Consider the following 23,984-nt stretch of genomic DNA (forward strand, 5'->3'; position numbering starts at 1 on the left):
CGCGCTCTCACCCACGTCGGGTGAGGGCGCGTCGTCGTCAGGCGGATGCGACGACGTCGCCGGCCGTCCAACCGAGCGCGCCGTCGTCACGACTGCACACGATGCGTTCGACGGAGTCTGCGGTGACCGTGGTGATGACCGCGACATAGTCGCGACCCGGAGGCAGGATGCGGGCCGTGACCGCTCCACGCTCGACGGAGGCGAGGACTCCGGCAAGACCGCGGCGCAGCACGATGAGGTCTTCCGGGGTGAGGGCGCCATCGGCTGGGGTGTCGTCGAACACTCGGACCGCGATTCCACGCAGACGCGCATCGGCGAGCGACTCACGCGTGAGGCCGGAATGCCAGCCTCGACCGCGGACCGAGTCTCGGAGATCCTCCTCCAGCAGCCGAGCGCGGGCGGCCGACTCCTCGTCGAACACGGCGCCGTCGGCGACCCGCTGGACGAACGGGCGGACGTCTGCGTCGAACTGCTCGAGTTGGTCCGCTCGCTCGGACACCGTCGCGCTGGTCACCGCCATCGCGTGCATGGTCTGAGCGCGACGGGCCTCGAGGACGGCCGTCAGCTGCAGCATCGGACGGATCAGGACGGCCATCAGCGTCGACGGCAGCAGGGACACGGCGATCCGCAGTGTCAATTGGCCACCCGCGACAAGCGTTCCCCCGTGCTGCAGTGACCACACTGCGGCCATCACCACCGCGACGACGCTGCTCCCCCATGCGGTGCGCGAGCGTCCGCGCAGTGACAACAGGCCCGCGACGACGGCGAACACGACGAGGGGCGCGCCAGGCTGCACCCACTGGCCTGCGCCACTCGGCGTGGCCCACCAGGACGCCCCGAGGCCCCCTGCAGCCAGAGCGGCGACGGCTGAGGTCACCACCGGCGGCAGCGGGTCTGCGTCGCCGAGGACGACCAGGAAGACACTCGCCCCGAGTGCAAGGGCCCCGACTGCCTCGAGGAGCCACTGCCATCCGTGGCGGGGCTCGGCGAACGCCGTCATGCGTGTGATCGTGTACACGCCGAGCAGGACGAGCAGCATCACGCGGAGTCGCCGGGTGCGCAGTCCGAACATGACGGGAATGCGCACCGTGTCGGCGGCGGTCACTGTCGGCTCCATTCCAGGGACACCATCGTCCCGTCGAACGGCGCAGCCTCGACCGTCGCCGCCCCTCCGGGAAGGGCGTGCATTCGCTGCTGGATGCCGAGGACGATCCCCGATCGGTCCGGCGCGATGCGGGAGGGATCGAATCCTCGACCGTCGTCGACCACCCGGATCCGGACACCGGACCCGCAGACGATTCCGACCACCGCGGTCGACGCGTTCGGTCCGGCGTGAACCACTGAGTTGCCGACGGCTTCGACGAGAGCCGCTCCGACGGTGTCGACGACGGACACCGGCAAGTCGGCGGCGTCCTCGGCGGCCTCGACGGACACCAACAGGTGATCGCCGAATGCGATGACCGCTTCGCGTAGCTGGACGACGGCATCCGATGGAGACACGATTCCCGCCGCCGACGGATCGACGTCTGTTCCGTCGAGTTCGGCGAGGACCGCCTGCGCCTGACGTCGGTGACGTTCGTCCGGTGTGCCCGGGGTGATCTCGCGGAGCACCGCGATCACCTTGTCCCGCACCACGACGTCGAGGCGGTGCCGTTCCTCGACCCGGGCAGCGCGCGCCGCGGCGGCGACACTCTCGGCGAGGACGACGGCCCTCGTCGCGTCCACACTCCGTGCAATGCCCATCGCGGTCCCGAGCATCGCCAGGAACACCGCCACCAGAGAGCCGGTCAACATCTGATTGAAGTACGCGTCGGTGCCGTGACCGCCGAATCCGGCCCGTTGCTGAGCGACGGCCAACATGCTGAGCCCGAGCACCGTGTACGCCGCCGCCCACCGCACGGGAACCAGTGTCGCCAGCGCAACCGCGGGAAGGACGACGGTGTTGGCCGACCACACAGGCGGCGAGCCGAATCCGGCGTAGTCCAAGTGAGTCCACGCGGGGAACCACAGTGCCAGGGCGGCCAGGTTCGCCGCAGCGAGCAGCACCGCAGACCGGAACAGTGCGCGTGATCGACCGGCATCCGGTGCCGCTGCCACCAGCATCACGACAGCCGCACCGAGGATCAGCACAAACGATGTCGGCGTCCACCACACTTCCGTCACTCCCCTGCCGGCGATGATCGCCGGGACGATGGACATGAACGGCACCAACAGGGTGCTGATCGAGACGGTGAGTGCGGCGGCACGCTGCATCCGGTAGACGTTCATGTCTCCACCACCCGGTGGATCCGACCGTCGGCGGTCAGTTCGACGCGGCGACGGACGCTTCCCGAGACCACACCGACGGTGGCGATCGGATCACGTCCGGGTGGTGCGATCCGTGCGACGACGTCACCGCCGGACAGCCCGACGAGTTCTTCTTCGAGAACAAGAGCCGTCGCGTCGACGACGGCGTCGGCGCGCGCGGAGTCGAGTTCGGTCAGTCCGCCGTCATCGAGAACGGTGACCGACACTCCGCTGCGACGCGCGTCCCACACCGCTCGCCGCACCCGCGGCACATCGAGCGCTCTGCCGCGGATTCCGTCGCGGAGGCGGGCCTCGATGAGGCGAGCGTCCGTGACGTCGTCGTCGGTCACCGGATCTCCGTCGACGACCTTGGTCAGCAGCGGGCGGACGCGAGCGTCGATGCGTCGGATGCGGACGTCGCGGGCGGCGATGTCCTCCCGGACGTCGTCGACTCCTTTCCTATCGACCCTTCTACGGTCCGACAGAGCGTGGAGTTCGGCGACTTGAGGTGCGAGGAGCAGCGCGGCCCCGGTCGCGATGAACAGCATGGTGAAACTGGCGCGCGGGAGCACCGCGTTCAGCCATGTGGACGATCCGGTGAGCGGCCCGACGATGACGCCGACGACCGTGTTGATCGCGACGACGACCCACGCGAGCAACAGCCGACCGCGCATCATCAGCACAACGAGCACGATGGTGGCGGTGGACAGCATCGTCTGGAACGGGCCGAGTGCTGCGGATCCCAGAAGAGCCGCCGATCCCCACACCACAGCGACCGCCGCGATCACCGAACCGCAGACGACACCGGCCTGCCTGCCGGTCAGCGCTGACGTCGCCGAACTGACCGTCACCGTCATCGCGACCGCGAGCAGCAGGAATGCGAGGGTCGTCCCGACCCAGGTGACCGCGGTGAAATCGGCGAGGCGACCGGCGACGACAGTCCGCACGCCGAGAGCGACGAAGTAGACCGTGAGCACACCTCCGGCGATCCACTTGCCGGGGAGGTTCTCCAGAAAGTCTCCGGAGGAGCTGCTCACGGACGCTCCCACTGCAGTCGGACTCGGGTTCCGTGGCCGGGAGCGCTGACGATGCTGCTCGATCCGCCTGCGATAGACGCCATGCGTCCGGTGATCCCGAACGACAGTCCGAGCCTTCCCGCGCGGGTGGCCGACGGATCGAAGCCCGACCCGTCGTCCGCGATCGTGACGGTGATCTCCACGTCGGTCACTGCCGCGATGACGACGCACGAGGCGTCCGCGCCTGCGTGGCGATAGAAGTTGCGGACCGCCTCGGCAGTGGCGTCCAGCAGCGCATCGGTCACGTCGGCGTCGAACTGCGCGGTGGCGCCCGGGTCGAGGTCGCCGCGCACGACCACCGCATCGCCGAGGGAGGAGGCGGTGGTCCGGATCCGCTGTACGAACTCTCGGCCGTCGAGCAGATCGGATTGACCGACCGTCGGATCCCACCAGTGGTCGAGTTCGTCGATCACGCCGCCTGCTGCTGCCCGGAGCGCGGGCTCGGGCACTCCGGGTCTCAGCGCCAAGAGGAACGCGATGATCCGATCATGGACCAGGGCGTCCAGTCTGCGGCGATCGACATCGTGAAGGTCCTCGTTCTCGCGGTCGCGTGCCCTCATGAGAGTCGCGGCCCTGGCGAGGTCGAGTCGGCGTGCGAAGATGACGGCGGCGGCCGTCAGCAGCAGGTACACACCGCCGAAGGCGATCGACCAGAACGCTTGCACCCAGAATCGGTAGTCGAGCTGGCCGGTCGACACGAGCGCGGAGGTCGCTTCGCTGAGCGCTACTGCCACAACGAGATTGGCGACCGCGAGAACCGGGCGGCGACCGATCACGAGCGAGATGCTGGCGAGTTCGGGCAGCATGCTGATCCAGACGACGATGGTCTGGCTTCCCGAGTCGAGTTCGACAGTCCGATCGGTCCAAGCGGCGAACCACGACCCGATGACAATGAGGTAGGCGACTGCGCACCCGATTGCGACGTGTCCGAGAAGGTCGGGGCGAGCCGTGACGGCGACTCCGATCAGCGCGAGTCCGCTGCCCACCACCGAGACGATGCTGAGCGGCAACCACCACGGGTCGACCAGATCACCGAAAACTGTGAGCGAACCTGCTGCGGCGAACAGGTAGAAGAGGTATCCGCCACCGATGACCCCCGCGCCGACGGTTTGGAGGGTCTCCGACGCGGTGAGGTCTTTCCGTCGAGGCAGCGGCACTCGGAGCCGAGGCTCCGCATGGGGCGCTGTCCGAGTCATCGCCCCATACTTTCACGCGGCGAACTGCGCCGGAGACGTTACTCCGCGCCGACTTCAGGAGACTGAGCGAAGTCCGCGGCGTCCGACGACCGGCTCCGGGACGTCGCGGCCGAGCCATCCGACGATCTCGGTGAGGGCACGTGCCTGATCAGCCGGTTCGAGGGCGACCAGACCTGGCAAAGCAGTGCAGAGAGCCGCGGTGAGCGCACTCTCGAGAGACATTCCGTGAGTGCCGACGACACGCCGGTAGTCGTTCACGGAAACGGTGAGCGCATCGAAGGTGACCGAGTCACCCGCGTGACGCACAGCGACCATCCAGCCAGCGGTCTCGGCCCGATCGGCGAGGTGCACGCAGAGGTCGGCAATCCACTGGTCGCGGCCACTCTGTGCGATCGTGCTCATCGCTCGGTCCTCCGTTGCTCGGTTAGTCCTTGCTAACCATTCTGGCTGGTAGAACGTTATTTCGCCCTCCTACGCAAGCGTAACTTAACTCGCCAGTAGGAGCTAGGTCGATTCCGTGCCCGATCCGCCCACCATTCGTGCCATCGACATTGTCAGATTCCAGTGGACCACGTGACCAGCGGAAATACCGTAGTTAGCTGGCGTGTCGCCAGTTCGTTATTCAAGTGAGACGTCCATCACACATTGAAAGATGAGGTAACACTCAGCTTGACTTGTCGCTATTCATGGCGTCGATCAAGCTCTGCGGGCGCAGATCCGTCCAGGTTGTCTCGACGTACTCCAGGCACGCCGCACGTGAATCCTCGCCGAACACCTTGGTCCATCCTGCGGGGATGTCCGCAAACGTCGGCCACAGCGAATGCTGGTTCTCGGCGTTCACCAGAACGTAGAAGCGGCCGTCTTCGTCGTCGAACGGGTTGGTCATGTTCATCCTTTCGTAGCGCGTACAACGCGCCGGTCAGCATGGTCCGGTCGACTTTCGACCGAATCCAAGTTAATCACTGTCATCTGTCCGCGCCACGGTTCGCCGGGGCAACAAGGCGTCGTTCACAGCCGGCCCGATGATCGCGAGCGCCTGCGCGTCGGCCATCCCCAGGTGATGGGTCGGCACATCGACATTGTGGACCTCGCCGTCGACGTGATCGCCCCACGCGGCGCGGAAAGTCACCGGATCGGGCTTGTCCTCCGTGGCCGTGAAGAAGTGGACGTCACCGGAGTATCGGCCGGGTCGGTATCCGTTGAGGATGTCACCCGCCGACGCGAAGCTGTCCATGATTCGCTCCACTTGATCACTGTCGAGCAGTCCCATGCTCGCGATCTGATCCCGCACGATCGCCGCCACCTCGTCGGCACTCGCCGCCTGTACGTCGTCGCCGAGATCGAACAGGTCACGCCAGCTTCCGAGCAGATCCCCGACCGTCTCGGCGGTGTCCGGCGTCGAGTCCGGTTCCGACGACTGTTCGACCGTCAGCGACGCATCCATGACGCCGAGATACCCCACGTCGTGGCCTGCCGCCTCCAGCTGACAGGCCATCTCGTAGGCCAGGGTGCCTCCGATCGACCACCCGAGCACGTTGTACGGCCCCTCCGGCTGAACCTCTCGGATCTCGGAGACGTACCTCGCGGCCAGCGAGGCGACGTCAGGCGCCGACTCCTCCCCCGCCACCACATGCGGATCCTGCAGTCCGTACAACGGGCGGTCGTCCAGGTATGGAACGAGGCCACCGAAGAACCACGCCAGGCCGCCCGCGGGGTGGACGCAGAAGAGCGGGGCACGACTGCCGTCGGCGCGGAGCGGGATCAACACCGCTGTGCCACCGGATTCGGCGCCTTCCACTCGAGCAGCGAGGCCGCGCACCGTGGCGTCCTCGAACAGCCACGCGAGCTCCACCGACACTCCGTGCTCGTCACGCAGGCGCGCGACGACTCGAGCCGCGGAGAGCGAATTGCCTCCGAGGTCGAAGAACGACGTCGTCGCGGACACCGTGGCGACGTCGAGCAGGTCTGCGTACACCTTGGCGACCGCCTCCTCCAGCGGCCCGACGGGCGTCACGTACTCGGCAGTCCGGAACACGGGCTCCGGTAGATTCCGCCGATCGATCTTGCCTGCCGTGCTCAACGGCAAGGCGTCGACGATCATCCACGACGTCGGCCGCATGTATTCCAGCAAGTTCTGCGCGGCATAGTCGACGAGGGCCGCTTCAGACAGTTCGTGGCCCTCGACGTACGCGACGAGGACCTGGCCGCCGGACGGCGCGGACGTGACCACAGCCGCCGCTTGGCGGACGCCCGGCGCAGAGCCGAGCACAGCCTCGATCTCACCGAGCTCGATCCGCTGGCCACGCAGCTTCACCTGGAAGTCGGTGCGACCGAGGTACTCGAGTTCGCCGTCGTGATTCCAGCGAACCAGGTCACCGGTGCGGTAGAGCCGTTGTCCCGGTTCCCCGTACGGATCGGCGACGAACCGTTCTGCCGTCAATCCGTAGCGCCCGATGTATCCGCGTGCCACCTGGTCGCCGCCCATGTAGAGCTCACCGGCCACTCCGACGGGAACTTGATGCAGACGCGAGTCGAGGACACGGGCGATCGAGTACGCGGTCGGTCGACCGATGGGGACGACGGAACGACCTGCGGCGATCAGACTCAGCGTGCAGTAGACGGTGTTCTCCGTCGGTCCGTACCTGTTGTGCCCTTCGGCGTCGGGCCACGAGGCACAGATCGCGTCGGACAGGGCAGGAGTGACCGCCTCACCGCCGGTGTGCACGATGCGGACCGAGTTCATTCCGGCGAGTTCGTCGGCAGTCAGCTCCGACACCATCAACGAGAGCATCGACGGGACGAGCATCATGACGCTCACCCGATGGTCGACCACGTGGCGTTGCAGCGCCCACGGATCGCGTTGATCAGCAGGATCGGTCACGACAGTCAAGCCTCCGCAGATGGGACCGCGGAACAGGTCCAGCACCGACGGATCGAAGGTGTAGTCGATCACCATCAGGAACACGTCATCCGGTCCGAATCGGCCGTCGACCACGTCGGTGGCGAGGACGGACATCATGCTCCGGTGGGAGACCGTGACGCCCTTCGGTCGACCGGTCGAGCCCGATGTGAAGATCGTGTACGCCGCGTCGTCCGGTCGCAGCGGTGCACGCCGGTCCGCGTCGCCGACCGGCGTGACGTTCCCGATCACCGGGGCCCTCGTGTCGACCCCGATGACGGAGATCCCGTCGGCGACAGCCCACTCCGGCGGTCCGAGCAGATCGTCCACCAGGAGGATCTCTGCGCCCGCGGTCTCGATCACGTACCGGGCGCGATCGGCCGGTCCGTCGACCACGATCGGAACGTAGAAGCCGCCTGCCGTCATCACCGCGTGCAGGGCGACGAACATCTCGATCGAACGCGGAATGCAGACGGCGACGGCGACATCCGGGCCGACACCCGCGTCGATGAGTCGGCGCGCGAGGACAGTCACGCGGTCCATCAACTCCGCACCGGCGACGGTACGGCCACCCGCCACCAGCAGCGTCGACGTGCGGGCCTGCGGCGGAACGACCTCATGGAGGACGCCGCGCGCCTCTCGCGACGGAAGCGGCGCCGCGCTGTGAGCCCACGAACCGACTCGGCGTTCGTCCTCCTCCGTCAGCACGGGGAGGTCGCCCACGACGGCGGACGGATCGGCGGTGACGACGTCGAGGATGTCGACGAGCGCCGCTGCGACCTGTTCGACGGTGTCCGCATTGAACAGATCGGTCGCATACGTCACCGTCCCCGACCAGTCCGCACCGCCTGCTCGTGACCCGAGCGCAACATTGAGATCCACTCGAGCCGGTTGCTGAAGGTCCCCGGCCGGCTCGACGGACAGCCCACCGGGCTCGACCATCACGTCCCCGGGGCCCTCGTCCGCCTCATCGACGGACAACCACACCTGGCTGAGTGGTGCGAACGCTTCGGACCGGGTCGGATTGAGGACGTCGACGAGCGTCTCGAACGGAATGTCGGCGTTGGCGAATGCGTCGAGATCACCGGAACGGACGTCGCCGAGCAGTTCGGCGAAGGTCGCCCCGCTGTGGACGGTGGACCGCAATGCCAGTGAATTGACGAACATCCCGACCAACGGGTCGAGCACTCGCTGCCCACGCCCCGCGATCGGCGTTCCGACCACCACGTCGTCCGACGACGAGAGCCGTGCGAGAAGGACCGACAGTGCAGCGTGCACAACCATGAACGGCGTCGCTCCGTGTTGCGCGGCGAGCCTTCCGATCCGCTCTCCGACGGAACCCGGAACCGTGAACTCGATCGTCTGTCCGCGCATCGATGCGCGAGGGGGACGCGGACGATCGGTCGGCAGCTCGATGACGTCGGGGACTCCCCCGAGCCGGTCCCGCCAGTACGCCGCCTGCCGTCCCAGAACCGACTCCGGATCGTCTGCGGCTCCGAGGACTGAGTGCTGCCAGAGGGCGAAATCGGCGAACTGGACCGGGAGCGGCGGGAAGTCGGGGACACGTCCGTCTCGTCGCGCGAGGTAGGCGGTCACCACGTCCCGGACCATCGGTCCCATGGACTGACCGTCCGCCGCGATGTGATGCACGACGATCGCGAGGACATGTTCGCCCGGTCCGGTCGCCGCGAGTCGGACGCGGATCGGCAACTGCGTCGCGAGGTGGAACCCACTGGTCACCGCCTCGGTGACCCCGTCGACATCGGACATCGCCCAGTCGAAACGCTCGGCGGCATCCGACACGTCCAGGATCGCCTGCGACGGCGAACCGTCGTGCTCGACGAAGAGTGTCCGCAGCACTTCGTGGCGTTCGAGCACGTCGATGAAGGCGGCCTGCATCGCGTCGACGTCGAGAGGTCCGGTCAAGGTGAGCACCGCCGGAATGTTGTACACACCGGACGACGGATCGAACCTGTTGATGAACCACATCCGCTGCTGCGCGAACGACAGGGGAATCCGCTCCGGCCTGTCGCTCACCGCGACGATCGGAGCGAGGGCGGGTTTCGCGCTCCCGACGAGTTCCACGAGTTCGCGAACTGTCGGCGCTTCGAACACGTCACGAACAGACACCTCGGATCCGAGAGCGTCGCCTGCACGCGCCGCCAAGCGCATCGCAGACAACGAGTTGCCGCCGAGATCGAAGAAGCTGTCGGTGACGCCGATCCGGTCGACGCCCAGCACGTCGGCGAACGCCGCCGCGACTGCGGCCTCGTCCGCGCCGACAGGTGCGACGTACTCACCCGCGGTGAACTCGGGCACGGGCAGCGCCTTTCGGTCGAGTTTGCCTGCACTGTTGAGTGGAATCTCATCGAGTGGCATCCACACCGTGGGTCGCATGTACTCGGGCAGATCGGCGGCGATGGCGTGCCTGACGCCGTCCACATCCAGTACGTCTCCGGGCACACCCGCCACGTACGCGACCAGATGCTCGCCACCGTCCGGTGCCTGTGCGACCGTCACCGACGCGTGGACCACGCCGGGCGCCTGAGCGACGGCTGCCTCGATCTCACCGAGCTCGATGCGCTGACCGCGGAGCTTCACCTGGAAGTCGGTTCGCCCGAGGTATTCGAGCTCACCGGCGTGGTTGCGTCGAACGAGGTCTCCGGTCCGGTACATGCGGCTGCCCGCCGGCCCGAACGGATCGGCGAGGAACCGGTCTGCGGTGAGGTCCGGGCGCGCTGCGTATCCTCGCGCCAACTGCACGCCTGCCACGTACAGTTCGCCGGGCACACCCGCGGCGACCTGATTGAGCCTTCCGTCGAGGACGTACGCCGACGAGTTCCAGACGGGCACTCCGATCGGCACCACGTCGCCGATGGCGTCGAGCTGCTGGTACGTGATCTCAACCGCTGCTTCGGTCGGGCCGTACAGGTTGTAGAGCACCGCTCCCGGCACTTCGGCGCGGGTCTGCGCGGCGACCGACGGCGGCAGTGCTTCGCCCGTCGTCGAGATGATCCGCACCTTGTCGAGCCGGGCGAGGCGTTCGGGCCCGGCGAGTTCGAGGAACACCGAGAGCATCGACGGCACGAAGTGCACCATCGTTGCTCCGGCGTCCGCGATCAGGTCGGCCATGTACACCGGGTCGAGGTGGCCGTCGGGCTCGGCGATCAGCAGCCGTGAACCCTCCATGAGCGGCGCGAACAGTTCGGCGACCGAACAGTCGAACGTGTACGGCGTCTTCAGGACGACAAGATCGTCACCGTCGATCGGGAGCTCGTCCAGTCCCCACCGAAGCCGGTTGACGACCGCGTCGTGAGGCAGGGTCACACCCTTCGGCCGACCCGTCGACCCGGACGTGAAGATCGTGTACGCGGCGTGTTGCGGCAGCAGCGGCGCCCGCCGGTCCGCATCAACGACGGGAGCCACGGATTCGTCGACCGCGCTCTCGCTGTCGACTTCGATCACTGTGACGCCGTCGCCTGCACCGGCGATCGGAGCCGGTGTCGGGAGCCCTGCGTGAACGAGCGCGATCCGCGCACCCGCAGTGGACATCATGTACTCGACACGATCGGCGGGCGCCGAGGTGTCGACGGGCACGTACTGGCCGCCTGCCGCGACCACCGCGTGGATCGCGACGATCAATTCCACCGAGCGCGGGATGCACACCGCCACCGCGACGTCCGGTCCGACTCTCGCGGTGATGAGTTCCCGCGCCAATGTGTTCACACGCGCGCCGAGTTCGGCGTACGCAACGCTCCGATCGCGGAACAGCAGCGCCTCCCGGTGCGGGTGCGCTGCAGCCGCGGCAGCGAGCGCCGATGCGAGGTCTTCGGCCGGAAGCTGTCGTTGCACACCACGCTCGAGTCGTGTGGACTCCGAGATCTCTGCATCGGTCAGCAGTGCGGCGTCACCGACTGGGCCGTCGGTGTCGGCCGTGAGTGCGCCGAGAAGCCCAGCCAGTCGTTCACCGAACGCGACGACCGTCGACGCATCGAACAGGTCGGTCGCATACGTGATGGAACCGTGCCATGGTCCGTCGGTCGTGGAACTGACCGTGATCGTCATGTCGACCTGCGCGGGCGGGTCGACCGGTCTGATCGCGGAGATCACGATGTCACCCGCGGGCAGATCCATATCGGTGGCCGACGCACCGGGGTCGAGTGACAACATCACCTGCGCCAGCGGCGAGAACGCCTCACTGCGCACGGGGTTCACTGCCTCGACGACCGTCTCGAACGGAACGTCGGCGTTGGCGAATGCGTTGAGGACGTCGGCGCGCGTCCGTGCGAGGAGTCCGTCGAAGCTCTCGCCGAGATCAACACGCGACCGGAGGACGATCGTGTTGACGAACATTCCGACGACGGCGTCGAGTTCACGCCGTCCGCGTCCTGCGATCGGGCTGGCGATGGCCACATCGTCCGACGCGGACAACCGCGCCAGCAGCACTGCGAGCGCTGCGTCGAGAACCATGAACGGAGTCGCTCCCCGCTCGGAGGCGACACTGACGATCCGCTCCCCGACCTCGCGGGGAATCTCGAAGTCGGCGACGCCGCCCCGCCCCGATGCGGCCTGCGGCCGAGGACGGTCGGTCGGGATCTCCAGGACGTCCGGGATGCCCGCGAGCGCATCGCTCCAGTAGCCGACCTGGCGGCCCACGATGGACGTGGGATCGTCCGGCTCACCGAGGACTTCACGCTGCCAGATGGCGAAATCGGCGAACTGGACGTCGAGCGGCGTGAACTCCGGCTCACGACCTGAGCTGCGCGCGAGGTATGCGGTGACGATGTCGCCGATCAGCGGCTGAAGTGATTCACCGTCGGCGGCGATGTGGTGAGCGACCAGCGCGAACACATGAGTCGATGCGTCGACGGTGAGCAGACGGCCTCGGATCGGCCAGTCGACCGCAAGATCGAATCCGTCGGTCACCGCCGACGAGATCCCGGAGTCGGAGTCGACGTGTCCCCAGTCGAGACGGCCGTCGACGGCGTCGGCCGGCGCCACGTCCTGATACGGCACGCCGTCGTCGGTCGGGAACGTCGTCCGCAGCACCTCGTGTCGACGGACGACGTCTCCGAGAGCGGTACGGAGCGCGTCCGCGTCGAGCGGACCGGTGATGCGCATGACGACCGGGAGGTTGTATGTGGCAGAAGCCGGCTCGAAGTTGTTGATGAACCACATCCGCTGCTGCGCGAAGGACAGTGGAATTCGATCGGGCCTCGGCTGTGCCCGGGTGACCGGCGGCAACGCGGGCGCGCGGCCGGCGACACGGTGCACCAGAGTGCGGACGGTCGGCGCGTCGAACAGGTCGCGGACCCCGACCTCGACCCCCAGCGCGTCGGACACCCGAGAGACGACGCGCATCGCGGACAGTGAGTTGCCACCCGCGTCGAAGAACGACTCCGTCACCGAGACGTGTCCGGTGCCGAGGACGTCGGCGAACACTGCGGCGACCGCGGTCTCCGCCGGGCCGATCGGCTCCACGTGGTCGACTGCCCCGAACTCGGGCGAGGGCAGGCCTCGCCGGTCGACCTTGCCTGCAACGGTCAACGGCATCTCGTCGACGAGCATCCAGACAGTGGGTCGCATGTACGCCACCAGTCGACGCGATGCGTAGTCGGCGAGTTCGGCTCGATCCAGGTCGTCGCCCGACAGGTAGCCGACAAGGACTTCCCCGCCCGACGGCGCAGTCGCGACGACGACTGCGACGCTGCGGGCTCCCGGAGCGTGCGACAGCACCGACTCGATCTCCCCGAGTTCGATGCGTTGACCGCGCAGTTTCACTTGGAAGTCGACACGGCCCAGATATTCCAGGTCGCCGGACACAGTCCGCACGACGCGGTCGCCGGTCCGGTACATCCGTGTCCCGGCGGGGCCGAACGGATCGGCGACGAAGCGTGTCGCCGACAGATCGGGACGACCGAGGTAACCGAGAGCCAACGGGTCGCCGGTCAGGTACAACTCGCCGGGAACCCCGACGGGCACGGGCCGGAGGCCGTCGCCGAGTACAAGCGCGCCCAGGCCCGGCAGCGGGCCGCCGATGTGGATCGGACCGTCGATGGTCGACGGCTCGGTTCCGGTACCCCAGATCGTCGACTCGGTCGGGCCGTACAGGTTGAAGAACGTTCGACCCGCCCGCACCCATCGATTCCGCAGGTCGGGCGGGCACGCCTCGCCCACGCTGGCCAGGGTCGAGAGCTCCGGAACCTGCTCCGGGTCGAGTCCGTCCATCGTCGAAGGGGTGATCACGGCATGGGTGACCCCGCCTTCCGCGAGGACCTCGGCGAGTTCGTCACCGCCGTACACGTCGGCGGGGCTGATGACGATTCCCGAGCCCGTGCACAGCGCGACCAACTCGAAGATCGATGCGTCGAACGTCGGCGAAGCGACATGCAGCATCCTCGTGGCCGGGCCGAGGTGCAGGATGCGGCGTTGACCGTCGACGAGGTTCGCGAGACCGCGGTGGCTGAGCGCCGCGGCCTTCGGCTTGCCGGTCGATCCCGACGTGTAGATGAGGTACGCGAGATCGTCGGCGTGGACGGCCCGGGTGAGTTCGTCCCGACGGATCGGCTGAGCGGAGTGGTCCGCGACGGTGTTGTCGACGGCCAACCACTCCACGCTGTCAGGCAGGTCCGGTGTCCCGGTGACCGTGAGACCGAAGACTGCGCCGCTGTCGGCGAGAATCTCGTCACGCCGTTGCACGGGCTGCGTCGGATCGATGTTGACGAATGCGGCACCGGCCTTGCTCACGGCGACGACCGCGAGCACAGCGTGAATGCTGCGGCGCATCAGGATGGCGACCAGGTCGCCCGGACCGAGACCGCGGGACAGCAGTTCACGAGCGAGCCGGTTCGTCGCGGCGTCGAACTCGTCGCGCGACATCGACTGATCACCGATGATCAGATCGCTCGGCTCATCCGCACCGTGTGCGTCCCACAACTCGCCGAGCGGGCGCGGCTGCACCGCCGGTGTGGCCGGTGCGGTCAACACGGCGGTCTGTTCCGGTGACACGAGGTCCGCGACGCCCACCCGCGCTGTGTCGGGCGATGCGGTGAACTCGCTGAGGAGCCGAACCAGCGAGTCGGCGAACGACTCGACGGTGTCGGCGTCGAACAGGTCGGTGGCGTACTCGACCTTCAGTCGCCATTCGGCGTCCGTCGCTTCGACTGCGAAATGCAGGTCGAGTCGCGCCGACACGTCGAGTTGGTCGTAGGGGGCCACCCGCAGCGTTCCGGTGTCCACCCCGTCCCCGGCATCGGTCGGCAGGGCGCGGGTGAACTCGAGTGAGACCTGAGCCAGCGGTGCGAACGCCTCGCTGCGGACCGGGTCGACGGCGTCGACGACGGATTCGAACGGCACGTCGGAGTTCGCGAACGCTGTGGCGTCGACGTCACGGACCTGGGCGAGGAGTTCACCGAATGTCATTCCGGGCCGGACCGCTGCCCGCAGCGCCAACGTGTTGACGAACATGCCGACAAGACGTTCCAGGGCTTCCTGGCCACGTCCGGCGACTGCCGTCGAGATCACCACGTCGTCGGCGGCCGACAGTCGTGAGAGCAGTGCCGCGAGACTCGCGTGCAGCACCATGAACTCGGTGGCGCCCGCAGTGGATGCAACTGCCCGAACACGGTGTGCGACGTCGGAGGGAATCAGCGTCGAGACCGACGAACCTCTACCCGACGCGACGGGCGGCCGTGGGCGGTCCGTCGGCAGATCGATGGCGTCCGGTGACCCGGCCAGGGTCTTGACCCAGTGACGCAGCTGACGCGCAACCACGGAACCGTCGTCGTCGACGGCCCCGAGTGCCTCGTGCTGCCAGATCGCAAAGTCGGCGAACTGCACCGGGAGCGGAGCGAACTCGGGCAACCGGCCCGCGACGCGCGACTCGTACGCGGAGACCAGATCGCTGACGAGCGGAGCCATCGACTCCCCGTCCGCAGCGATGTGGTGCGCGACGAGGGCGAATACGTGCTCGTCGGGACCCACACGCCACAGGCGAGCGCGCAACGGCCACTGGTTCGCCAGATCGAACCCGTCGCCCACTGCGGAGATCACCTCGTCGCGCGATTCGACCATCTGCCAGTCCAACCGTGTCGCAACGGTGTCCGCGGGCGCGATCACCTGGCGGGGGGCGCCGTCCACGTCGGGGAACGTGGTTCGGAGCACCTCGTGACGGACCACCACGTCGTCGAGTGCGTGCCGAAGCGCGACGGCGTCGAGGGCTCCGGAGAGCCGAAGCACCGCCGGAATGTTGTACGTTCCGGCACCGGGTTCGAACCTGTTGAGGAACCACATGCGCTGCTGGGCGAACGACAACGGGATCACGTTCGGCCGCGGAGTCACCGCCGTGACAGGCGGCAGCGCCGGGGCGCGGCCTGCGGTTGCTGCGATGATCTCGCGCACGCTCGGCGCGTCGAACAGATCGCGGATCGTCACCTCGACGTCGAGTGCCTCGGAGACTCGCGCGACGAGCCGCATCGCCGACAGCGAGTTGCCGCCGACGTCGAAGAAGTCGTCGGTGACTCCGACGGAGTCGACGCCGAGCACGTCGGCGAAGGCGTCAGCGACGGCTCGCTCCGCGCGCGTGGCCGGAACGACTTGTTCGGTGGTTCCGAACTCGGGTGCGGGGAGCGCTTTGCGGTCGATCTTGCCCGCGGTGTTCAACGCGATGTCGTCGAGCACCATCCACACGGTCGGAACCATGTATCCGGGGAGTGCACGATGCGCCTCCGCCTTGACCGCGTCGACGTCGATCTGTTCCCCCGGTCCGCCGGAGATGTAGCCGACCAGGTGTTCGCCACCGCCGGGTGCCGCGGCGACAGTCGCCGCCGCGTGGACGACGCCCGGGGCGGCGGCGAGCACCGATTCGATCTCCCCGAGCTCGATGCGTTGGCCTCGGAGCTTCACCTGGAAGTCGGTGCGGCCGAGGTATTCGATTCCACCGTCGGGCATACGTCGGACGAGGTCGCCGGTGCGGTACATGCGTGCGCCGGAGTCGCCGTACGGGTCCGCGACGAACCGCTCGGCCGTCAGGTCGCTGCGCGCCGCGTACCCGCGAGCGAGCTGGATGCCGCCGAGGTACAGCTCTCCCGGAACTCCCGCAGGCACAATGCGCAGACGGTCGTCGAGGACGAGGGCGGACGAGTTCCAGATCGGTGTCCCGATCGGCACGGTCGGGTCGTCAGCGCCGACTTCACCGATCGCGTACGCCGTGATCTCGACCGCCGCCTCCGTCGGCCCGTAGAGGTTGTAGAAGAGGGCCGTCGGCCACGCCCGCCTGGTCGCCGCCGCCACTGCGGGCGGAAGTGCCTCGCCGGTCGTCGACAGGATCCGCACCGAATCGAGCGAACGGGCCCGCTCATGACCGACCACGTCCAGGAACACCGACAGCATCGACGGCACGAAGTGCACCATTGTGGCCCGCGTCCTGGCGATCTCGTCGGCGACGTAACCGGGATCGAGGTGCCCGCCGTCGCGCAGCACCACCAGGGTCGCGCCGACCATCAGTGGCGCGAACAGTTCCGGCACCGAGCAGTCGAAGGTGTACGGAGTCTTCTGGACGATCACGTCGGTCGTGTCGATCGGCAATTCGTCGACGCCCCACCAGAGTCGGTTCACCACGGCGTCGTGAGTGAGCGTCACCCCCTTGGGGCGGCCCGTGGAGCCGGAGGTGAAGAGCGTGTAGACCGCGCCGTCACCGCGGACCGGGCGTGTTCGGACGAGCTCCGCCAGGTCGGCAGGAGTGCCGGCCACGGGACCCGACTCGTCGAGAGTCTTGACCCTGACGCCCGCGTCGACGGCCGCAGTGACCACATCGTGGACCCGGTCGGTGTCGGAGACGAGAAGCATCACGGCGCCTGCCGTGCTCAACATGTACTCGGCGCGGTCAGTCGGGGCGCTGAGATCAATCGGCACGAACTGCGCACCTGCCGCCACGACCGCGTGGACGGCGACCATCATCTCCACTGAACGCGGGATGCACACGGCGACCGCGGACTCCCGGTCGACGCCCGCTTCGACGATCTCGCCGGCCAGACGCGCGACGCGTCCGGCGAACTCGCCGTAGCTGACCGTCCGCTCGCCGACGATGAGCGCCGTTGATGCGGGGGCCGCTGCCGCACGCGCCGACAGCGCTGAGCTGATCGACGAGATCGTCGGCAGGATCGGAGGCGGCCCGTCGTGAGTGGCGATCACGGCCGCCTTCTCCGCGTCCGACAGCAGCTCGACGTCCCCGACTGGTCGACCCGGGTCGGAGAGCAGTCCCGTCAGCAGTGATGTGAAGCGTGCAGTCGTGGTCGCGATGCTGCCCGCGTCGAACAGATCGGTGGCGAAGACGACAAGACCGTTCCAGTTCCCCGTGTCGCTCGGCGAGATGACGAACTGCAGATCGACCTGCGCGGGGGGGCTCGGAAGCGGGACTCCGGACACCGTCAGGTCTCCGAGGTCCAGGGAGCTCTCGCTGACCGATGCACCCGGGTCGAACGACAGCATCACCTGAGCGAGCGGAGCGAATGCTTCGCTCCGCGTCGGATTCACAGCATCGACGACCTGCTCGAACGGGACATCTGCATGCGCGAACGCGGCGAGGTCCACTTCGCGTGCCTCTGCCAGCAGCTCTCCGAACGTCATCGACCCGTCGACGTGGGTGCGCAGAACCAGTGTGTTGACGAACATGCCGACCAGCCGCTCGAGTCCGCCCTGTCCACGGCCGGCGACCGGTGTGGCGACCGCGATGTCGTCGGTTCCGGACAGTCGCGCCAGGAGCACCGCGAGGGCTGCATGCAACACCATGAACGGTGTCGCGCCGGTCTGCCTGGCCACCTCGACGACCCTGGCCGCGGTGGCTTCGTCGATCACGAAGTCCGACGTCTCTCCCGCTCCGCTGGCAACCGACGGCCGTGGACGATCGGTGGGCAGGTCGACGACACCCGGCATGGACGCGAGAGTGCTCGTCCAGTAGTCGAGTTGGCGGTCGACGACGGAGCCCCCGTCGCGGTTGCCGCCAAGCACCTGGTGCTGCCAGATCGCGAAGTCGGCGAACTGGAAATCCAGCGGGGTGATGGTCGGCGCATCCCCTGCGGCGCGGGCCGTGTAGGCGGCGACGAGGTCCGCGACGAACGGGCCCATCGACTCGCCGTCGGCTGCGATGTGATGGAGGACGATCGCGATCACGTGCTCATCCGGACCTGACGCAAGCAGTCGGGTGCGCAGAGGCGGACGGTGCACCAGATCGAAGCCTGCTGTCGCCGAGGCTTCGATGTCGGCCGGCGAGTCGACCTCCGCCCAGTCGAGCTGCTCGGAGATCAGGTCCGGCGAACCGACTGCCTGGTACGGGGTGCCGTCGACGTCGGGGAAGGTGGTGCGCAGCACTTCGTGATGTTCGACGACGTCGCACACGGCTGCCCGGAGCGCGGCGACATCCAACCGTCCGGTGAGGCGCAGTGCGAACGGGATGTTGTAGGTGCCCGAATCGGGCTCCAGCCGGTTGATGAACCACATTCGCTGCTGTGCGAACGACAGCGGAACACGCTCCGGACGCACTTCGACCGCTGTGATCGGCGGCAGTGCAGCAGCGCGTTCACCGATCGATGCGGCGAGGTCGCGGACCGTCGGTGCGTCGAACAGGTCGCGAACCGTCAGTTCCACTCCCCACGCGGTGGACAGTCGAGCCACGAGCCGCATCGCGGACAGCGAATTGCCGCCTGCGTCGAAGAACGATTCCGTGACCGAGACACGTTCGATGCCGAGAACGTCGGCGAACACCGCACACCCGGACCGTTCTGCGTCCGTCTCGGGTTCGACGATCTCCGCGGTGCCGAAGTCCGGGGCGGGCAGAGCCTTGCGATCGATCTTGCCCGCGGTGTTGAGCGCGATGTCGTCGACGACCATCCACACCGTGGGGACCATGTAGACGGGCAGTGCTCGCGCCGCCTCGGCTTTCACCGCGTCGAGATCGATCGAGTCTCCCGGCGTCCCGGCGAGGTAACCGACGAGATGTTCGTCGCCGCCGGCAGCCTTCGACACCGTTGCCGCGGCATGGACGACACCCGGCACACCGGCGAGAACCGATTCGATCTCACCGAGCTCGATCCGCTGCCCGCGCAGTTTCACCTGGAAATCTGTGCGCCCCAAGTATTCGATACCACCGTCGGCCATGCGTCGAACCAGGTCGCCGGTGCGGTAGAGGCGTTCTCCCGGCGCACCGTGGGGGTCGGCGACGAATCGTTCCGCAGTCAGGTCGGCACGCGCTGCGTAGCCACGCGCGAGCTGCACCCCGCCGAGGTAGAGCTCCCCGGGGACGCCCACCGGAACACGTCGCAGTCGGGAGTCGAGGATCACCGCAGACGAGTTCCAGATCGGTCGGCCGATGGAGACCGTGTGTTCGTCGCCACGCATCGAGCCGATGCTGAACGCAGTGATCTCCACGGCGGCTTCGGTCGGGCCGTACAGGTTGTAGAACTGCGCGTCCGGCCAGACGCTTCGGGTCTGTGCCGCGAGCGCCGGGGGCAGTGCTTCGCCGGTCGTCGAGACGATTCGGACACTGTCGAGTTCGGCGAGGCGCTGTTCACCGACGATCTCCAGGAACACCGAGAGCATGGAGGGCACGAAGTGGATCATCGTGGCGCGAGTGCGTGCGACCTCGGAGGCCACGTACAGCGGATCGAGGTGGCCGCCGTCGCGAAGCACGACGAGCGTCGCACCCCGCAGGAACGGAGCGAACAGCTCTGGCACCGAGCAGTCGAACGTGTAGGGAGTCTTCTGAATCACCCGGTCGCCGACAGTGATCGGCAGTTCGTCGAGGCCCCACCACAGGCGGTTGAGGACTGCATCGTGGGTGAGGGTCACGCCCTTGGGCCGACCCGTCGAACCCGAGGTGAACAGCGTGTAGGCGGCGTCGGCCCCGCTCAGGACGGGACCTGCGGACACCACGTCGTGCAGTGCACCGGCGGACGCGTCGACGACGTCGTTCTCGTCGACGACGATGACGGGCAGGTGCGCGCCTCTCGCCACGTCTGTGACATCGCGAGCGATGTCGGAGCCGCCCACCAGCAGTGCGTGCGCACCGGATGTGGTCAGCATGTATTCGGCGCGATCGGCGGGCGCCGACAGGTCGATCGGCACGTACTGGGCGCCGACGGCCATCGTCGCGTGCACTGCGACCATCATCTCGACCGACCGTGGAATGCACACGGCGACGGCGCTCCCCCGGCCGACTCCGCTGTCGGCGAGGACTCGTGCCAGTCGAGCGATGCGCGTTCCGAACTCGCCGTACGTCACCTCTCGATCGCCCGCGATGAGTGCGGTCACGTCGGGGGTGCGGTCGATCTGCGCGGCGACGCCTGCCGGGACCGTGGTCACGGCGGGCAGGTCGGCGGCCTCACCCCACTCGACGGCGGCTTCGCCTGCCTCCTGGCTCGCGGTGAGGAGCCGAGCATCGCCGATCACCGTGTCGCCGGGCGACACCAGTTCGGTGAGCAGGGCGACGAAGCGGCTCGCGATCGTCTCAGCGGTCGACGGGTCGAAGAGGTCGACGGCGAACAGCAGCGCGCACGACCACGACTGTCCGGGTTCGGCGGTCCGGACGCCGACGAGCAGGTCGTAGTCGTTCGACTCGATCGTCCCCTCGATCGGGCTGACCGCGACGTCGCCGACCTGCATGTCGACGGCGGACGGAGCGTCCGGCGCCACCGACAGCATCACCTGCGCCAGCGGGGCGAACGACTCGCTTCGAGTCGGGTTGAGAGCTTCGACCAACGCTTCGAACGGGACGTCAGAGGCGGCGAACGCGTCGAGGTCGACCGACCTGACGTGCGCGAGAAACTCCTCGAACGTCGACGACGGCGCCACCGTGGTGCGCAGTACGAGGGTGTTGACGAACATTCCGACCAGCGGGTCGAGATCGCTCTGACCGCGGCCCGCGATCGGCGTCGCCACGGCGATGTCGTCTGTTCCGGACAGACGCGCGAGGAGCACGGCGAGAGCCGCGTGCAGCACCATGAACGGTGTGGCCTTCGAGGCGGCCGCAGTGTCGACGAGTGCGCGCGTGACGCCGGCGGGGAGGTCGAAGGCGACGGAGTCGACCCGACCTGTCGCGACCTGGCGTCGCGGACGGTCTGCGGGCAACGCAAGCACGTCGGGCAGGCCGGCGAGTGCAGTCGTCCATTTCGTGAGTTGGCGTCCGACGACCGAATCGGGGTCGTCGACGTCACCGAGTACGTTGTGCTGCCAGATCGCGTAGTCGGCGAACTGCACCGTCAGCGGTGGGAACGACGGCTCGGTCCCCTCGACGCGAGCCGCGTAGGCCCCGAAGACGTCGCGCAGTAGAGGCCCCATCGACTCGCCGTCCGCCGCGATGTGGTGGACGATGATCGCGAGCACAACCTCGTCTGGACCTGTCCGGAGGACACGGACGCGCAGGGGCAGTTCTCGGGCGAGGTCCCAGCCGGTGCCGAGCACCGCCTCCAACTCGTCCTGCCCGGCGACCGTCGCGATGTCGAGCATGCCCGGGATCGACTCGACCGGGTGAATCACCTGGACCGGGTCGCCGTCGACAGATCCGATGGTGGTCCGAAGGACCTCGTGCCGCCCGACGACGTCAACCAACGCACGCTGCAGGGCGTCGACGTCGACCGGCCCGCTGAGCCGCAACAGCACCGGGATGGCGTACGTCGTCGACTCGGGGTCCAGGCGATTGATGAACCACATGCGCTGCTGAGCGAACGACAGCGGGACCGTCGTCGGCCGCGGCGACACCGCGGTGACCTCGGGCAGTGCGTGGGCCCGGCCGGTCACTGCCTCGACGAGTTCCCGGACCGACGGACTGTCGAAGACGTCGCGAACAGTCACCTCCACTCCGAGAGCGTCGGAGACGCGGGCGGCCAGTCTCGTCGCCGCCAGGGAGTTTCCACCGAGGTCGAAGAAGCCGTCGGTGACGCCGACGGTGTCGACGCCCAGTAGGTCGCCGTACAACGCCGCGACGATGCTCTCCGAGTCGGTGGACGGCGCGATGTATTCGGCGGCCTCTGCCCGCGGTTCGGGCAACGCCCGCCGGTCGACCTTGCCCGCGGAACTGAGCGGCATCTCGTCGAGTGCCACCCACGCGCTCGGACGCATGTAGGGCGGCAGAGCCTGGGCGATCGACTTCTCGACCACGTCGAGGTCGACGGATGCGGGTGCGACATAGCCTGCCAGCTGCTGTCCCGCAGGACCGTCGACCACCGCTGCGGCCGCGTGAACCACCCCGGGGGCCGCAGCGATCGCCGCCTCGACCTCGCCGAGTTCCAGTCGCTGTCCGCGCAACTTGACCTGGAAGTCGGTGCGACCGAGGTAGTCGATCGCACCGCTCGGGGTCCACCTCACGAGGTCACCCGTGCGGTACAACCTCCCACCCGCAGGACCGAACGGATCGGCGACGAATCGTTCGGCGGTCAGATCCGGGCGTGCCGCGTACCCGCGCGCGAGTTGGACTCCGCCGAGGTACAACTCGCCCGGCACACCCGCCGGCACCTGCTGCAACGCCGCGTCGAGGATGTACGTCGTCGTCGCGGGCACCGGACGCCCGATGGGCACCACGGCGTCGTCGAAGGTCACGTGATGCGCGGTGACGTCGACGGCCGCCTCGGTCGGGCCGTACAGGTTGTGCAGTTCGGCGGTGGGAAGGCTGCGAAGCACCGGGCCCGCGACTGCCGCCGTCAGAGCCTCACCAGAGGTGAACACCCTGCGGAGGGAGTCGAGACGTACCAGATCGTCACCTAGGACGTCGGAGAACGCCGCAAGCATCGACGGGACGAAATGGACCGCGGTCACGGCGTGCTCGACGATCAGTTCGGAGAGGTGGCCGGGATCGCCGTGACGTCCCGGTTCGACGAGCACCAGGGGCGCACCGATCGCTGCGGGCAGGAACAGTTCCCACACCGACACGTCGAAGGTGATCGGCGTCTTCTGCAGGAACACGTCGGATTCCGTCAGCTGGTAGAGATCCCGCATCCAGGCCAATCGGTTCACGATCGCCGAATGCGACACTGTGACGCCCTTGGGCCGGCCGGTGGATCCCGACGTGAAGAGCGTGTACGCGGGCGAGTCGCCGTGCAACGGCGAGCGGCGCTCCGCCGCGGTGAACGGCGCGACCTCGGGCACCGGCCCGGAACAGTCGATGCGCAGCGTCCCGTCGCTCTCCGCGGAAGCCGGGCCGACGAGTGTCAGTCGAGCGCCCGACGTCTCGAGCATGTAGTCGATGCGGTCGGCGGGCATGTCCGACCCGAGTGGCACGTAATGACCGCCCGCCAGGACGATCGCATGGATCGCGACCATCATCTCGACGGATCTGTCGATCTGTACGGCGACGGCCACGTCGGGTCCGACCCCCGCAGCGACCAGTTCTCTCGCGAGAGCCGAGGTGCGGCACGTGAACTCGTCGTAGGACACCACCCGAGCACCGTCGATCAGCGCGACCGACTCATCGCTGTCGATCGGCTTGATGCTGTCAGACGCCTTGAGTTCCGGCACCGTTCGTTCCTCGTTTCTCTCGCT

The 23,984-nt window shown here is 67.9% G+C and carries 7 protein-coding genes; all 7 read right to left on the minus strand.

Going from position 1 to position 23,984, the window contains the following annotated elements; all coding sequences use genetic code 11:
* Nucleotides 1–37: 37 nt before the first annotated feature.
* The 7 genes from JVX90_RS14230 to JVX90_RS14260 all read right to left on the minus strand — a co-directional run bounded on the left by JVX90_RS14230 (nucleotide 38) and on the right by JVX90_RS14260 (nucleotide 23,960).
* Entirely contained in the window at nucleotides 38–1,105 is a 1,068-nt protein-coding gene (locus JVX90_RS14230; RefSeq protein ID WP_205329378.1) for a hypothetical protein, read from the minus strand.
* Nucleotides 1,102–2,268, minus strand: coding sequence for an ATP-binding protein (locus JVX90_RS14235; RefSeq protein WP_205329379.1), 1,167 nt, complete (start codon nucleotides 2,266–2,268; stop codon nucleotides 1,102–1,104). The genes JVX90_RS14230 and JVX90_RS14235 overlap by 4 nt, the downstream gene beginning before the upstream one ends.
* Nucleotides 2,265–3,323, minus strand: coding sequence for a hypothetical protein (locus JVX90_RS14240; protein ID WP_205329380.1), 1,059 nt, complete (start codon nucleotides 3,321–3,323; stop codon nucleotides 2,265–2,267). The genes JVX90_RS14235 and JVX90_RS14240 overlap by 4 nt, the downstream gene beginning before the upstream one ends.
* A complete protein-coding gene (locus tag JVX90_RS14245) occupies nucleotides 3,320–4,558 on the minus strand; it encodes an ATP-binding protein (RefSeq protein ID WP_205329381.1) in 1,239 nt (412 codons plus the stop codon). Before JVX90_RS14245 ends, JVX90_RS14240 begins: the two co-directional genes overlap by 4 nt.
* Nucleotides 4,559–4,612: 54 nt before the next feature.
* Nucleotides 4,613–4,960: a hypothetical protein gene (locus JVX90_RS14250; protein WP_205329382.1), complete on the minus strand. Its 348-nt coding sequence runs from the start codon at nucleotides 4,958–4,960 to the stop codon at nucleotides 4,613–4,615.
* A gap of 262 nt (nucleotides 4,961–5,222) precedes the next feature.
* Nucleotides 5,223–5,444 (minus strand): MbtH family protein, encoded by a 222-nt coding sequence (locus JVX90_RS14255; protein WP_205329383.1) that lies wholly within the window; start codon nucleotides 5,442–5,444, stop codon nucleotides 5,223–5,225.
* Nucleotides 5,445–5,513: 69 nt separating this feature from the next.
* Nucleotides 5,514–23,960 carry a non-ribosomal peptide synthase/polyketide synthase gene (locus JVX90_RS14260; RefSeq protein WP_205329384.1) on the minus strand — a complete coding sequence of 6,149 codons (18,447 nt, stop codon included), beginning with the start codon at nucleotides 23,958–23,960 and terminating at the stop codon, nucleotides 5,514–5,516.
* Nucleotides 23,961–23,984: the final 24 nt, after the last annotated feature.

This window comes from Gordonia sp. PDNC005, assembly GCF_016919385.1.
GTDB lineage: Bacteria > Actinomycetota > Actinomycetes > Mycobacteriales > Mycobacteriaceae > Gordonia.

Bases quoted from the DNA above. Each gene is read 5' to 3' on its own strand.
- JVX90_RS14235 (WP_205329379.1), bottom strand. From the start codon at position 2,268: ATGAACGTCTACCGGATGCAGCGTGCCGCCGCACTCACCGTCTCGATC.
- JVX90_RS14250 (WP_205329382.1), bottom strand. From the start codon at position 4,960: ATGAGCACGATCGCACAGAGTGGCCGCGACCAGTGGATTGCCGACCTC.
- JVX90_RS14255 (WP_205329383.1), bottom strand. From the start codon at position 5,444: ATGACCAACCCGTTCGACGACGAAGACGGCCGCTTCTACGTTCTGGTG.
- JVX90_RS14245 (WP_205329381.1), bottom strand. From the start codon at position 4,558: ATGACTCGGACAGCGCCCCATGCGGAGCCTCGGCTCCGAGTGCCGCTG.